At 53.7% G+C, this 14,981-nt stretch carries 14 protein-coding genes; 8 read left to right on the forward strand and 6 right to left on the reverse strand.

Going from position 1 to position 14,981, the window contains the following annotated elements; translation table 11 throughout:
* Nucleotides 1-178: 178 nt before the first annotated feature.
* Both fadA and fadB read right to left on the reverse strand, forming a co-directional pair.
* A complete protein-coding gene (gene fadA / locus K0I63_RS00085; protein WP_144202293.1) occupies nt 179-1,342 on the reverse strand; it encodes an acetyl-CoA C-acyltransferase FadA in 1,164 nt (387 codons plus the stop codon).
* A gap of 21 nt (nt 1,343-1,363) precedes the next feature.
* Nucleotides 1,364-3,514 (reverse strand): fatty acid oxidation complex subunit alpha FadB, encoded by a 2,151-nt coding sequence (gene fadB, locus K0I63_RS00090; protein WP_220082161.1) that lies wholly within the window; start codon nt 3,512-3,514, stop codon nt 1,364-1,366.
* Between the two features lie 304 nt (nt 3,515-3,818).
* Between fadB and pepQ the strand changes: the two genes are divergently transcribed.
* The 4 genes from pepQ (at nt 3,819) to hemG (K0I63_RS00110) (ending at nt 7,907) form a co-directional block, all read left to right on the forward strand.
* Nucleotides 3,819-5,141, forward strand: a complete 1,323-nt coding sequence (gene pepQ / locus K0I63_RS00095) for a Xaa-Pro dipeptidase (protein ID WP_220082162.1) — start codon at nt 3,819-3,821, stop codon at nt 5,139-5,141.
* 14 nt (nt 5,142-5,155) lie between these two features.
* Nucleotides 5,156-5,770, forward strand: a complete 615-nt coding sequence (locus tag K0I63_RS00100) for a YigZ family protein (protein WP_220082163.1) — start codon at nt 5,156-5,158, stop codon at nt 5,768-5,770.
* 152 nt (nt 5,771-5,922) lie between these two features.
* Nucleotides 5,923-7,380 carry a TrkH family potassium uptake protein gene (locus tag K0I63_RS00105; RefSeq protein ID WP_011863832.1) on the forward strand — a complete coding sequence of 486 codons (1,458 nt, stop codon included), beginning with the start codon at nt 5,923-5,925 and terminating at the stop codon, nt 7,378-7,380.
* Nucleotides 7,380-7,907, forward strand: a complete 528-nt coding sequence (gene hemG, locus K0I63_RS00110; RefSeq protein ID WP_144202301.1) for a menaquinone-dependent protoporphyrinogen IX dehydrogenase — start codon at nt 7,380-7,382, stop codon at nt 7,905-7,907. Before K0I63_RS00105 ends, hemG (K0I63_RS00110) begins: the two co-directional genes overlap by 1 nt.
* A gap of 21 nt (nt 7,908-7,928) precedes the next feature.
* Here hemG (K0I63_RS00110) and K0I63_RS00115 read toward each other — a convergent pair whose 3' ends face one another.
* Entirely contained in the window at nt 7,929-8,234 is a 306-nt protein-coding gene (locus K0I63_RS00115) for an ArsR/SmtB family transcription factor (RefSeq protein WP_011863834.1), read from the reverse strand.
* Nucleotides 8,235-8,506: 272 nt separating this feature from the next.
* On the opposite strand from K0I63_RS00115, the gene hemG (K0I63_RS00120) reads away from it, so the two are divergent.
* Both hemG (K0I63_RS00120) and K0I63_RS00125 read left to right on the forward strand, forming a co-directional pair.
* Nucleotides 8,507-9,040 (forward strand): menaquinone-dependent protoporphyrinogen IX dehydrogenase, encoded by a 534-nt coding sequence (gene hemG, locus K0I63_RS00120; RefSeq protein ID WP_220082164.1) that lies wholly within the window; start codon nt 8,507-8,509, stop codon nt 9,038-9,040.
* A 115-nt stretch (nt 9,041-9,155) separates the two neighbouring features.
* Entirely contained in the window at nt 9,156-9,692 is a 537-nt protein-coding gene (locus K0I63_RS00125; protein WP_220079531.1) for a thioesterase family protein, read from the forward strand.
* A 19-nt stretch (nt 9,693-9,711) separates the two neighbouring features.
* Here K0I63_RS00125 and K0I63_RS00130 read toward each other — a convergent pair whose 3' ends face one another.
* Nucleotides 9,712-10,359: a glutathione S-transferase family protein gene (locus tag K0I63_RS00130; RefSeq protein WP_220082165.1), complete on the reverse strand. Its 648-nt coding sequence runs from the start codon at nt 10,357-10,359 to the stop codon at nt 9,712-9,714.
* 81 nt (nt 10,360-10,440) lie between these two features.
* Nucleotides 10,441-11,340, reverse strand: coding sequence for a LysR family transcriptional regulator (locus K0I63_RS00135; RefSeq protein ID WP_220082166.1), 900 nt, complete (start codon nt 11,338-11,340; stop codon nt 10,441-10,443).
* 229 nt (nt 11,341-11,569) lie between these two features.
* Between K0I63_RS00135 and K0I63_RS00140 the strand changes: the two genes are divergently transcribed.
* Nucleotides 11,570-12,259: a DNA-3-methyladenine glycosylase I gene (locus K0I63_RS00140; RefSeq protein WP_220082167.1), complete on the forward strand. Its 690-nt coding sequence runs from the start codon at nt 11,570-11,572 to the stop codon at nt 12,257-12,259.
* Between the two features lie 379 nt (nt 12,260-12,638).
* On the opposite strand, the gene K0I63_RS00145 is transcribed toward K0I63_RS00140, so the two are convergent.
* Nucleotides 12,639-13,394, reverse strand: coding sequence for a TorF family putative porin (locus tag K0I63_RS00145; protein WP_220082168.1), 756 nt, complete (start codon nt 13,392-13,394; stop codon nt 12,639-12,641).
* Between the two features lie 424 nt (nt 13,395-13,818).
* Between K0I63_RS00145 and K0I63_RS00150 the strand changes: the two genes are divergently transcribed.
* Entirely contained in the window at nt 13,819-14,979 is a 1,161-nt protein-coding gene (locus K0I63_RS00150; protein ID WP_144202315.1) for an efflux RND transporter periplasmic adaptor subunit, read from the forward strand.
* The last annotated feature ends 2 nt before the right edge of the window (nt 14,980-14,981 follow it).

The following is a 14,981-nucleotide window of genomic DNA, read 5'->3' on the forward strand; positions in this document are numbered from 1 at the left end:
TGCCTTGTTCTCACGCGTTTTCCCAGCGCTATTTCTGACCATCTACTTACTGTGATTGGTATTAGTCGCTTGAGGCGTATAAGGCCTGCTGAGGAAAGTGTGGTCTTGGTGTTTCACGTGAAACAAAAAAGGAGCGACTGGGTCGCTCCTTTACTTAGGCAAAACGGTAATGGACGCGTTAGGCGCGTTCGAATACGGTTGCTATGCCTTGACCCAGACCGATACACATGGTCGCCAGACCTAGGGTCGCATCTTTGCTTTCCATCAGGTTGATCAGCGTGGTCGAGATACGTGCGCCCGAGCAGCCCAGTGGATGACCCAGGGCGATAGCGCCGCCGTTGAGATTCACCTTCTCATCCACCAGATCCATCAAGCCAAGGTCTTTCACACATGGCAGCGACTGCGCGGCGAAGGCCTCGTTGAGCTCGATAAGGTCGATGTCGTTCATGGTGAGGCCTGCGCGTTGCAACGCTTTCTGGGTGGCTGGTACTGGACCATAGCCCATGATTGCGGCGTCACAACCAGCAACCGCCATAGAGCGGATACGTGCGCGGATTGGCAGACCTAAGGCCTTGGCTTTCTCCTCTTCCATGACCAACATGGCCGAGGCGCCGTCAGACAGTGCCGAAGAGGTTCCCGCGGTGACAGTACCGTTGGCTGGGTCGAATACCGGACGCAGGGTCGCCAGCGACTCCAGAGAAGTCTCGGGACGAATCACCTCGTCATGCATAACCTTGATCAGTGCGCCGTTGGCATCGTGACCCTCGATAGCATGGATCTCGTTGGCAAAGCGGCCTTCGACCGTTGCCGCGTGGGCACGTTGGTGTGAACGTACCGCAAACTCATCTTGCTGTTGGCGTGTGATGCCGTGCATCTTGCCCAGCATCTCGGCGGTGAGGCCCATCATGCCAGAGGCCTTAGCGACATTGGTAGCCAGGCCTGGGTGGAAGTCGACCCCATGGTTCATAGGCACGTGGCCCATGTGTTCGACACCGCCGACGATAAAGGTATCGCCCATGCCTGTCATGATGGCGCGAGCGGCCTGATGAATGGCTTCCATGGAAGAGCCACACAGACGGTTTACCGTCACCGCCCCGGCCTGTTTCGGAATGCCGGCTAGTAGCGCCGCGTTACGTGCGATGTTGAAGCCCTGTTCCAGCGTCTGCTGCACACAACCCCAGATTACGTCTTCAATAGTATTAGGATCGAGTTGAGGATTGCGAACTAAGAGGGCCTTCATCAGCTCGGCAGAGAGCGACTCGGCGCGCACGTTTCTGAATACCCCAGCCTTAGAGCGGCCCATGGGAGTACGGATGCAATCTACAATAACTGCTTGTTTCATTATTCTATTCCTTCCGGGTGATTAGGCTGGGTAGTAACTGCCGTTGGTGGCAGCCAGTTCACGCATCTTCTCGGTTACCTGATACAGGCCACCCAGGTGGGCGTACTGGTCGGCAAGGGCGACGAAGTTAGCGACACCTAAGGTGTCCAGGTAGCGGAACACACCTCCTCTGAATGGAGGGAAACCGAGTCCATAAACGAGTCCCATATCGGCTTCGGCCGGCGTGGCTATGATACCTTCTTCCAGACAACGAACCGTTTCTATGATCATAGGGATCATGGTGCGGGCGATGATCTCGTCGCTGCTGAACTCCTTCTGCTCACCGAAGGCGTTGCCCAGTAACTCATAGCTGAGCGGGTCGACCTCTTTCTTCGGCTTGCCGCGACGATCCACCGAATATTGGTAGAAGCCTTTGCCATTCTTCTGACCGAAACGTTCGGCCTCAAACATGACGTCGATGGCGTCTTTGCCTTCTTTCGCCATTCTGTCAGGGAAGCCTTCGGCCATAACGGCCTGGGCGTGATGACCTGTGTCCAGACCAACTACGTCAAGTAGGTAGGCGGGGCCCATAGGCCAACCGAACTGCTTCTCCATCACCTTGTCGATGGCCGCAAAGTCGGCGCCATCTTCTAGTAGGCCGCTGAAGCCGGCGAAGTAGGGGAAGAGTACACGGTTAACGAAGAAGCCTGGGCAGTCGTTGACCACGATAGGCGTCTTGCCCATCTTGGCGGCGTAAGCTACGACAGAGGCAACTGTCTCTTCAGAGCTATGCTCGCCGCGAATGACCTCAACCAATGGCATCTTGTGTACCGGGTTGAAGAAGTGCATGCCACAGAAGCGCTCTGGTTTCTGCAGGCTCTTGGCCAGCAGATTGATTGAGATGGTGGAGGTGTTAGAGGTGATGATGGCATCTTCGCCCACGACCTGCTCGACTTCTGCCAGTACGGTCGCCTTCACCTTAGGATGTTCCACCACGGCTTCGACCACGACATCGGCTTGCTTTAGTGCGTTGTAGTCCAGAGTTGCCGTGATGTTGTTGAGTACGCCCGCCATCTTAGCTGGCGTCGAGCGACCACGATTGATCTGCGCCGTGAGCAGCTTGGCTGCCTCGTTGAGGCCAAGCTCCAGTGCCGCCTGATTGATATCTTTCATCACGATAGGCGTGCCCTTGCTGGCGCTCTGGTAGGCGATACCGCCACCCATGATGCCTGCGCCCAGCACGGCGGCGGAGTTAACCGCTTGTGCCTGTTTGGCTGCTTTCTTGGCCTTGCCTTTAACTAGTTGGTCGTTAAGGAAGATACCGATAAGCGCCTTGGCTACGTCTGTCTTGGCCAGCTTGATGAAGGCCTGATGTTCTACCTGAAGAGCCTCGGCGCGCTCGCTCAAGGCGGCCTTCTCGATCACCTCGACAACAGCCATAGGTGCAGGATAGTGTTTACCGGCAACCTTGAATACCATGCCCTTGGCGGTGGCAAATGACATCATGGCTTCCAGCTTAGGTAGGGTCAGCGGTGACAGCTTGCGCTGACGACGGGCTTGCCAGTCAATCTTCTCGCTGATGGCATCTTGCAGCATCTGGCGTGCCGCCGTTTCCAGCAATTCTGGAGCAACTACGGCGTCGATGGCACCAACCTTGAGGGCGGCTTCTGGGCGTTGATCCTTACCTGTGGTGATCCACTCAAGTGCGTTGTCGGCACCTATCACGCGAGGTAGACGCACGGTACCGCCAAAGCCAGGGATGATGCCCAGCTTAGTTTCTGGCAGGCCGATACGCGCCGAGGTGTCGGCGATACGTAAGTCAGTGGCTAGGATAGTTTCGCAACCGCCGCCCAGGGCGAAGCCCTTGATGGCCGAGATAGTTGGGAAGGGCAGATCTTCGAGCTTGTTAAACACCTTGTTGGCGTCTTCCAGCCAGCCCTGCAGCACGCTGTCGTCTTGTGCAAAAAGTCCCAGAAATTCTGTGATGTCGGCGCCTACGATAAAGGCATCTTTGCCCGAGGTGAGCATCAGGCCCTTAACCCCTTGGGTTTGTGCTAGGGCATCGAGTGCGTCGTTAAGGGAGTTGAGGGTCTCTCGATCAAACTTATTGACTGAGCCCTCGGCGTTAAAACAGAGCCGAGCGATATTGTCTTCAAGTAATTCCACTTGAATCGTAGGACTTTGGTAGATCATTGCTTGCTTCCTTATTGCTTAAAGAGCGCCACCCACTATTAGAATCTTATAGCGTGGGTAAAAATCTCTATCTTACAGCAGGCCATCATTTGACCAGTTGCTGCTCAGTGTGCGTCTAAATCAGATAAATTTCAACACCCAATTTAAACACTTGTTTAATTTTGTTCGGTTAGGGGGATTTTTGTCCTTATGTTAGACTCACTAGATCATAGTCTCTGTGCTAAAAATAGGGCCTTGGGATAGCGCATTTCAGCCAAAAGAATGGGTGAAACCAGGGCCACAGAAGAATAACAGGAAGCTTATTATGGAAAACTTAGCCACCCTCTATCCCGCCCATATTATTGAACTGAACCGGCGTGTCGCCGAGATCACCGCAAGAGAGCAGTTGGCCGGCTTAGTGATTCATTCGGGTCAGCCCCATCGTCAGTTTCTCGATGATCTGGATTACCCCTTTAAAGTTAATCCGCACTTCAAGGCCTGGCTTCCGGTTATCGATAATCCCCACTGCTGGCTGATCGTCAATGGTCGTGATAAGCCGCAGCTCATCTTCTATCGTCCGGTAGATTTCTGGCATAAGGTCGCCGATCTGCCAGAGGATTTTTGGACGACCGAGATAGAGATCAAGGTGCTGACCAAGGCCGACAAGGTGGCGGATCTGCTGCCGGGTAATTTGCAGGAGTGGGCCTATATTGGCGAGCATCTGGATGTCGCCGATGTGCTGGGCTTTGGTAGCCGTAACCCCGAGGCGGTAATGAGCTACCTGCATTATCACAGGGCCAGCAAGACAGCCTATGAGTTGGCCTGCATGCGCCGGGCGAGTGAGATTGGTGTGCGTGGTCATGTGGCGGCAAAGAGTGCCTTCTATGCGGGGGCGAGCGAGTTTGAGATCCAGCAAGCCTACCTGGCTGCGACCGATATGGGCGAGAACGATGTGCCCTATGGCAACATCATCGCGTTGAATCAAAACGCCGCGATTCTGCACTACACGGCGCTGGAGCATGTGTCGCCCAAGCAGCGACTCTCCTTCCTTATCGATGCTGGTGGTAGCTTCCATGGCTATGCCTCGGACATTACCCGTACCTATGCCTTCGAGAAGAACCTGTTCGGCGACCTGATTGCCGCCATGGACAAGCTACAGCTGGCCATCATAGAGATGATGCGTCCGGGCGTGAAGTATGTGGATCTGCATCTGGCGACGCACCAGAAGCTAGCGCAGCTGCTGCTGGACTTCAAACTGGTGCAGGGCGATCCACAGGGACTGATAGAGCAGGGGATCACCAGCGCCTTCTTCCCCCATGGTCTGGGGCATATGTTGGGCCTGCAGGTGCATGATATGGGCGGCTTCCTCCACGACGAGCGCGGCACCCACATCGCACCGCCGGAGGCGCATCCTTTCCTGCGTTGTACTCGCACCCTGGCCGCGAACCAAGTGCTGACCATAGAGCCTGGGCTTTACATCATCGACAGCCTGCTCAATGAACTGAAACAGGATGGTCGCGCCGATTGGGTTAACTGGCAGATGGTGGATCAGGTGCGCCCCTTCGGTGGCATTCGTATCGAAGACAATGTGATCGTCCATAGCGATCATAACGAAAATATGACTCGCGATCTGGGTCTGCACGGTTAACAGGTAAGGCGTTTTTGAGCGAGAGTTATCCCATTCCGGCCAAGCCGATCACCATAGAAGAAGAGATAAAGCATAGCCGCTTTATCTCTTTTCTATTTCACTGCCCATCGGAAGATGCACTGAAGTGTGCGCTTACTAACATTAAGGCGGAGTATCCGGGGGCGAATCACTATTGCTACGCCTTCATCGCCGGAGCGCCGGACAATAATGTGGCCATGGGCAGTAGCGATGATGGTGAGCCGTCCGGCAGCGCCGGGCGTCCCATGCTGGCAAGCCTGCAGGGTGCCGAGATAGGCGAGATAGGCGCCGTCGTGGTGCGCTATTTTGGCGGCACTAAGTTAGGTGTCGGCGGCCTAGTGCGTGCCTACAGCTCTGGCATCAAACAGGGGCTGGCGCAGCTGGAGACCGAGATAAAGCAGATCCGTTATCCTGGAAGGCTGGCGTGCGATTATCATCAGCTCAAAGATGTGGAACACTTTCTCGAGCTCTGTGAGGGGCTGGTTGTCGACAAGGTGTTTACCGACAGGGTGAGCCTGAGTTTCGAGATGCCCAAGGCGACTCAGAGCCGTTTCAATCAGGAGCTGGCGACCCTGAGTCAGGGACGCCTCAAGGCGGAGTTTTCTGACTGATGCCCAAGGGGAAGCGAGCGCGGGCTAACATGTTCGCAAAGGGCTTTTTGCCTTGGGTCACAAAGCGCCGATAAATTTTATACAACTGCCGGGATAAACTATGCGAGAATGCGCCAGTGCGTCTTCGCAAACGGAATAATAAAAACGCCCTAATGCAATATAGAACCATTATAAGAATTACAGGCCTACTCATGGGGCTGTTTTCTTTGTCGCTTCTGCCGCCAGCGCTGGTTGCCGTGATCTATAAAGATGGCGGAGGCACCGCCTTTCTGCAGGCCTTCTTCCTCAGCTTGTTACTCGGCTTCGTGCTCTGGTATCCCAACAGACGTCACAAGAAGGACCTGCGCACCCGCGAGGGCTTCATGCTGGTGGTGCTTTTCTGGGGCGTGTTGGGCTCCATAGGTGCCGTGCCTTTTATCTTCTCCAGTCAGCCAGACCTCTCGCTCACCGACAGCTTCTTCGAGTCCTTCTCGGCGCTCACCACTACAGGGGCGACCGTGCTGGTGGGGCTCGATAGCCTGCCCAAGGCGATCCTCTTCTATCGCCACCTATTGCAGTGGCTCGGCGGTATGGGAATCATCGTCTTGGCGGTAGCCATCCTCCCCGTGCTCGGGATTGGGGGGATGCAGCTCTACCGGGCGGAGATCCCAGGGCCGGTGAAAGACAGTAAGATGACGCCGCGAATCGCCGAGACGGCCAAGGCGCTTTGGTATATCTATCTGGCGCTGACCATCGCCTGTGCCTTCGCCTACTGGGTCGCCGGCATGGATGTGTTCGATGCCATCTGTCACTCGTTTTCTACCATCGCCATCGGCGGCTTCTCTACCCATGACGCCAGCATGGGCTACTTCGATAGCACGGCGATCAACATGGTGTGTGTGGTGTTTCTGTTGATTGCGGCGCTGAACTTCAGCCTGCACTTCGCCGCCTTTACCCGTCGCGGCATCAACCTCAAGGTCTACCTGAGAGACGCCGAGTTTAAGGCGCTTATCGTGATCCAGCTGGCGCTGACGCTGATCTGTTTCGCAACCCTCTACCATACCGGCATCTATGACAGCGCCGAGGAGACCTTCGACTTCGCACTGTTCCAGGCGGTCTCTATCTCTACCACGGCCGGTTTCGGTACCGAAAGCTTCCACATGTGGCCGCTGTTTTTGCCTATGCTGCTGATCTTCTCCAGCTTCATCGGTGGCTGCGGTGGCTCGACTGCGGGTGGCATCAAGGTGATGCGGATGATCTTGCTGTTGCTGCAGGGCTCCCGAGAACTCAAACGCCTGGTGCACCCAAGGGGCATGTTTTCCATCCGTATCAATGGCAAGGCGCTGCCGGATCGCATCATAGATGCGGTATGGGGCTTCTTCTCTGCTTACGCCCTCGTTTTTGTGGTTTGTATGTTGATCCTGATGGCGCTGGGCATGGATAATATCACCGCCTTCAGCGCGACGGCGGCCTGTTTGAATAACCTGGGGCCGGGGTTGGGTGAGGTGGCCAGTAACTATGCCAGCATTGGCGATGGCGAGAAGTGGGTGTTGGTGGTGGCCATGCTATTCGGCCGATTGGAAGTGTTTACCTTATTGGTGTTGTTTACACCGACTTTTTGGAAGAATTAATGAGTCGTACCCTAATTATCTATTCGACCGTAGACGGTCAGACGAAAGCCATCTGTGATCAGATTGCCGAGCAGTGCAAGTCGGATACCCAGCTGGTGACCATGGTCAGCCTGGAAGAGGCCCAGTCGGTCAATCTCTCCTATTTTGACAAGGTCATCATAGGGGCAAGCATTCGTTACGGCAAACACAGACCCGAGCTGTTCCAGTACGTGAATCGCCACAGAGCCGTATTAAACGGCAAGAAGAACGCCTTCTTTACCGTGAACGTGGTGGCGAGAAAGCCGGAGAAGAATACACCCGAGACTAACCCTTACATGAAGAAATTTCTGCAGCTGTCGCTGTGGCAGCCTCAGCAGCTGGGTGTCTTTGCGGGTAAGATCGATTATCCCAAGTACCGTTTCTTCGATAAGTTCATGATCCGTTTCATCATGTGGATCACTAAGGGCCCCACAGATACCTCGGGTACCTATGAATTTACCGATTGGGATAAGGTGCAGGAGTTTGCGAAAGCCTTTAGCGAGCGTTAAAGGCTTTCATCTTCGCAGGAATTAAACGCAGTAACGCTTGTAGAGAATCGAGATCACCTCGGTGACCTGCTCGTTCTTCAGTGTGTAGTAGACGATCTGTGAGCTCTTGCGGGTCGCCACCAGATCTTCGGCGCGCAGTACCGCCAGGTGTTGTGACAACGCAGACTGGCTCAGGGGCACGTTTTCATTCAGCTGTGTCACGCTCAGTTCATTGTCGAGTAGCTGGCACAAGATCATCAGTCTATAGGGATTGGCTATTGCCTTAAGCCACTTGGCTGCGCTCTGGGCATTGGTGACCATTGCATCTACATCAATATCTTTTTGCATACGGCAACTCTCTTGTACTCGATTAATTAGATTATTCTAATTGAATGGGGAAGTGAAAGCAATGATACTCAGCCAGCCTGGGTAACTCAATGGGAGCCGACCTGTGTCCTTTTAGGATTGCTCATGATTTTGTAGTTATTTTACCCCGAGTTAAATATCCAATTGGTGGTGTATTTCACAAAAACCTTAACTAAATTGTGATCCAATTTGGGGTTTCTCCCGCACTTTGCTGCAACAATGTGGCTCTCTTTTCCGATACAGATGAGTCGCTTATGGCTTCAGTACTAATTGTTTACTATTCTCGCGGTGGCCATACGGCCAAGATTGCCCAGGCGATGGCGGCGCACTTGGACGCTCAAGGGCATAGTTGCGACGCCCTGCGTATTGGCGAGTTTGAGCATATCGATTGGGAAAAATACGACTATGTTGCCGTGGGCGCCTGCGTACTCTATGGCAGCTACCATAAGTCTGTGTTCGAATTTGTCACCCGCTACCAGGCTGAGCTGGCGGCCAAGCCTAACAGCTTCTTCAGCGTCAACGTGGTGGCCCGTAACCCCGAGAAACGGATCCCCGAGAACAACAAGTATCTGCAGAAGTTTATCGAGCTCTCTCCCTGGAAGCCGAATGACGTTAAGGTGATTGCCGGCAAGGTGGACTACCCCTCCTGGCGTTGGTATGACAGGTGGATGATCCAGCTGATCATGAAGATCACCGACGGCCCAACCGATCCTAAGGCGGTGATCGATTACACCGACTGGGAAGATGTTAAGCTATATGCCGAGCACATGCTGACCCTCAAGGATTAGCCTCTACTCTCTATTCATCGCGCCCTGGCAACAGCCCTTGCCTCGGCGCGATCTTGCTTGTCACCTGGTCTGACCTCTGGTAGCCTTTGCCCTTCATTTAAGGGAGCCGGGTGAGATGAACCTCTATTTTCGTTTGTTTTGGTTGATGTTTTGGCGGGTACGTCATTGTCGTCGAATCGATTTTCTGGGCACGAGTACCATCAGCTATCGCGCCTTGCCGCTGGATTGCGACATTAACCTGCACCTGACCAACTCACGCTATCCCGCCCTGATGGATCTGGCCCGTACCTATATGCTGGCCGAGATGGGGCTGCTGAAACGCTTCTTGAAACTCAAGTGGTTGCCGATCGTCAACGCCGCCGAGTTCACCTATATTCGTGACATCAAACCCCTGTGTAAATTCGACATTCAGAGTCGAGTGGTGGGTTGGGACGAGAAATACTTCTATGTCGAGCAGCGCTTCGTCAGCGGTGACACCCTCCACTGTATCGTGCATGTGCGCGGCGTGTTCGTGAACAACCGCAAGCAGGTGCCGATTAAGGAGATGCTCAAGGAGGCGGGCTTCGATGGCCCCGAACCTTGCCTACCGCCGGAAATCGAGAAGTGGAAAGCCTTCCTCACGCTGAAGAAAGAGCGCAACCTGCCTGCTTAACTCTTTTTGGGATTAGGGTTTAGGGAATGGGGCGAAATCCGGCCTGCACCGCGATGCGGGTGAGTTCTATCTCTTCCTGTACCTGGATCCAGGCGCCTCGGGTGTTGGCCTGATTCAGGTATCTGTCGATGGGATCCAGCTGGTACAGCTTGAGGCGATTTCTGGCGTGGATCAGGCAAGGGATCAGGGCGCAGTCCGCCATGGTAAAGGCATCGCCGCAGAGCCAGTGATGCCGCTGCAACTTGTCGTTCAGCTCATCTAGTAGCAGCATGATCTCCTTCTCTAACTGCCGCACCCTAATCGGATTATCTTCTTCACGGGCTTCCATCTGTTCCAGCAGATAGAGAGGATTGTTCAGGTCGTTGTCGATGAGGCGATCGTACAGGCGCACCTGTAGGCGCTGAGAGTAATCCTGTGGCAGCAGCCGGGTGCCGGTGGCAAATTCATGGTCTATGTAGTCTATGATGATGCTGGATTCGGGCAAGAGGTCGCCGGTGCGGGTCTTGAGCAGGGGTAATTTCCCCAAGGGATACTGCTGCTTAAATTCGTTGCGGGAAAAGGGATCGCTCAGCTCTATCACCCTGGGATAGAAGTTGGCCTGTTTTTCGTAGAGGGCGATCAAGACTTTTTGGGAATATCGTGACAGGGGATGGTAGAAGAGTTCCATCAAATGTACCTCCCATTTGCCCAGAACCAATAAGCTAATATTAGTCCGAAATCCCGCATCTGGCCTGCTTTTTAGCCTGTCTTATGCTGCCGGTGTGAGTCGCTCGGTCAGCAGTTCGATAAGTGCCCTGACTCTTGGCGGGATCACCTCAAGATAGGGATGTACCAAGTAGAGGGCACCACGCCCCAGATGATAGTCGGGCAGCAGCTGTACCAGCTGACCATTGGCAAGGTGCTGGCTTATCAAGGGAGAAGGCAGTAAGGCAACGCCCAGCCCCTGCACCACCAGTCTCAGGGTTCCCTGTAGGCTGTTGCAGTTGATAAAAGGGCTAAGCTGCAGGCGGACACGCTCACCTTCGCTGTTTTCAAACTGCCAATGCCTGGGGAGCCTGTCGCCCGCCAGGCCAATCCAATGATGATGGCTGAGATTGTCCGGATGCACAGGTGCGCCATGGTGCGCAACATAGTCTGGGCTCGCTACCAGATACTCATCGAAGCGACCCAGCCTGGTCTCGTTGACACTTGGCTGACTGGCGGCGCCTATCTGAATCGCCACATCTATCTGATGCTCGGTGAGGTCCAGCTGTCTGTCCTGGATCAGCAGGGAGAGATGCACCTTGGGATAATGCTGGTGAAACGCCTTGATGATGGGGGCTATCACTCCATCGCCTAGCGCCTGGGGGACGGCGAGGGTGATGCTGCCTTGCAGCTCGGCATCTGCTGGCTGCAGAGAGGTTTCCGCCTGCTTGGCGAGTTTGAGCAGCTCGGCGCAGTAGCGGTAAAAAGACTGGCCCTCCTGGGTGAGCGACAGGCTGCGGGTGGTCCTGTTTAATAGACGCGACTGGCATCTATGCTCCAGTTTCTTTAGGTGTTGACTCACCATGGAGCGGCTAATGTTTAGCGACTCGGCGGCGCGGGTCAAGGAGCCATGCTCGACCACACTGGCAAAGACCAGCATACGATAGAGTTGTGATGCGTCCATAATTAACCTCAACGGCCTCTCACCGACCTAGGTGCAAGCCAATTGCAATCATCTTTGGTTATTGTTTACTAATGTTGTAAAAATAAACCCATATATGGGTTATTTATTGTTCATGGTAACCAATATGTCAAAGTTGGCCGGGGTCGTCTCGTGTCATTTGGCGGGTGATCGACATGGCTGAATGGCGCGTAATCTGTATTCAACAAGCATTTAAGGAGCTGCTTACACTATGGCACGATTAGAATCGTTTGACAGTATTTACCAGCGCGCCTGTGAGCGCAAAGGCGGCGAAGCAGGCTTGGCCGCTCGTCTGCCAGAGGTGTTATCTCAGGATCAGATTGCCGAGTATACGGATGCCGAGCTGCTGTCTGAACTGAGTAAGAAGGTATTTCAATCGGGATTTGTATGGCGCATCGTCGACAACAAGTGGCCGGCCTACGAGGCGGCCTTCTTCAACTTCGAGCCCCACAAGATCTTGATGCTATCGCCTGAGCAGATCCAGCAGCGTGCCAGCGACCCCGAGTTGATTCGCCACCTGAAGAAGACCATGGCGATATATGATAACGCCCTGATGGTGCATGATATTAAGCTCGCACACGGCAGCTTTGCCAAATTTATTGCTCAGTGGCCCAGCGATAATATCATAGGGCTCTGGGGCGAGCTGAAATGCCTGGGCTGCCGCCTGGGTGGCAATACCGGCCCCTATTTTCTGCGCACCATAGGCAAAGATACCTTTCTGCTGACCGAAGATATCAAGGGATATTTTCAGGCTCACAAACTGATCGATGCCGGTTTTACCTCTAAACGTGGTTTGACTCAGGTGCAGGAGGTATTTAATGAGTGGCAGGGGCAGTCGGGCCGCTCTCTGGCGGAGATCAGCCGTATCCTCGCCTGTGGCGTGGGTGATAACCGGATATAACCTAGCTCCGTCTAAATACCTAGGATAAGTATTCTGGCCTCCTTGGAAGGGGGGGAATGCCAAAAAATGTCTGGAACATCAGAGGCCATGGACACCGGGAATATCTTTGGCCTTGTACAAATCCCCTCTATGTCCATCCATGGACACCGGGGATAAATATATCCCTATATAAATTCCCTCCATGCTCACTGACCTTCATGGATGAAGGAAATGCCATTTGATGCCGGGAACATCAAAGGCCATGGACACCGGGGATATTTTTGGGCATGTACAAATCCCCTCTATGCTCATCCCTGAGCACCGGGGATAAGTATATCCCTATACAAAAAAGCCAGCCCGAGGGCTGGCAAAGACGTGCAGAGATTGGAAACTGCTGTGCTTAGAAACTCTTGCTGACGCCGATAACGACTCGGTCATCAAAAATCTTGGTTTGTGTACCGTAAACCTTGTGGCTCTCATCCACTGTGCTGCCGTGGTATCTGAGATCGAAACTCAGGCCGGCAAAGGTTTTGCTGACACCCAGGTTCCAGTGGCCCCAGCCTTCGGCGCCGTTACCATCCAGATCCTGATAGCCGACGCTGGCAGACAAGTTAATGCCATTGTCGAACTGGTAGCTTGGATGGATGGCGTAGTTCACGCCTTGCCAGCCATCGACACCAAACCAGTCATCGACGGTCGGGGTCACTTCCAGTTGTAGGTTAGTGCGGCCGAACTGCTTACCCACCTTGAGCCATAACTCTGTGTAGTTAGAGTATGAGGCGCCCGGGTAGAGGTAGGAGAAGAGCATGACATCATAGGTGATACCAGAATCGCCGAAGGTGCCCGCCTTACCAATGTAGGGGGCGGTGACGATTTCAAGGTTTGGATCGGCAAACTTGATGTTGGAGGCATACACACCGCCGTACCACCCTTGATCATTTCCCCACCCCAGCGTGCCTTGCACGACAGGGATGTCGCCATCCATGGTTTCTGACTCACCACGAAAGACATAATCTGAGGCAAAGGTCAGCTTGCCTGTGATATTGCCGCCTAAGACTTGGGTGTCTTGCGCTTCGGCCATGACGCCGCTTGCGGCTAACAGGCTGCCAAGGAGTATCGAGCATTTTAACTGGGTTAAGGTCTTCATCATCTTCATCTCATCTAGCTGTTGTTTGGCTGATGAGGCGACTATAGGCGCAAGATGTGAATGGCCTTATCGGCACAGATGAACTGATCAAATAAAGATGTGAACAATTATGAATAGGTCTGAATTAACCCCATGTTTCATATGGTGTTAGTTTTCATCATGCCTGGATGACAGCGATCACATTTTAGACACAAAAAACGCTAAAACAGGGTGAAAACACGCAATTTTTAACTGTTTTTTAACAAGAAAACATGATTAAAAATAAAAATTTGCATTAACTTACAATATCTCCGCCCACATCTTCTTGTTGACCTTGGCTAGGTGTGAGATAAATAGTTTCTAAATCTTTTTTTAATTTTGCTTCCTCAAGATACCCCATAGCGCCTTACCCGTGCATGGGTGTTTTTTGTTGCGGCTTTGATTAGGAGTTCTCATGCGGCAAATAGTAAAAATTGCCTCGTTAGTTAGTGTGGCGTTATGGATAACAGGTTGTGGCCAGGACGAGAACCAAGGTCATTCGGCAGCAGCCCCAAGAAGCATGGAGGTTGGGGTGGTTCAGGTTGTCGAGCAGCCCCAGGCTATTCAGGTTGAGCTACCGGGTCGCAGCAAGGCATATCTTGAGGCCGAGGTACGTCCTCAGGTGTCGGGTATCATCACCGAACGCGGCTTCGTCGAGGGTGGCGAGGTAACCGAAGGCCAATCTCTCTATCAGATCGATTCGTCGACCTATAAGGCGGCGCTGGTCAGTGCCGAGGCCGATCTGGCCCGTGCCAATGCCAGCCTGGTATCTGCCAAGGCCAAGGCTGCCAGATATAAGGCTTTGATCAAGACTGATGCCATCAGCCAACAAGATTTCGACGAGGCTGATGCCCTTTACAAAGAGGCGTTGGCTAATGTGACTGTGGCCAAGGCGGCGATTAACACGGCTAAGATCAACCTGGAATACACTCAGGTGAAGGCGCCTATCTCGGGCCGTATCGGTAAGTCTTCCGTGACTGCTGGTGCCCTGGTGACCGCGAATCAGAGCGCCGCACTGGCGACGATTCAACAGCTGGATCCTATCAACGTCGATATCGCCCAATCCAGTGCTCAGCTGCTACGTCTCAAGGCCAAGCTTAAGCAGGGACAACTGCAGGCGGCTGATAATGCCGATGTACGTCTGATCCTGGAAGATGGCACGGAATATGAGCACATGGGGTCTCTCAGATTCGCCGAGGTGAGTGTCGATGAAAACACTGGCTCGGTAACCCTAAGGGCAGAATTCCCTAACCCGGATGGCGTCTTGCTACCTGGCATGTATGTGCGTGCCGTATTGAACGCGGGTACAGATCCTAAGGCGATTTTGGTGCCGCAGAAGGCGGTTACCCGTAATACCAAGGGTCAGGCCGTTGCCATGGTGATTGGCGCCGAGAGCAAGGTCGAGCCAAGAGTCGTGACGACCGCCGAGGTGATCGATCATCAGTGGCGCATCACCAGCGGCTTGAAGGCTGGCGATCAGCTGATTGTCGAGGGATTACAGAAGATACGTCCGGGCGCCCCTGTGGTGGGTAAACCACTCAGCGAGATGCAATCAGACAAGCAACCACAGAAGTAAGG

It is taken from the genome of Shewanella rhizosphaerae (genome assembly GCF_019457655.1).
In the GTDB taxonomy this organism is placed as follows: domain Bacteria; phylum Pseudomonadota; class Gammaproteobacteria; order Enterobacterales; family Shewanellaceae; genus Shewanella; species Shewanella loihica.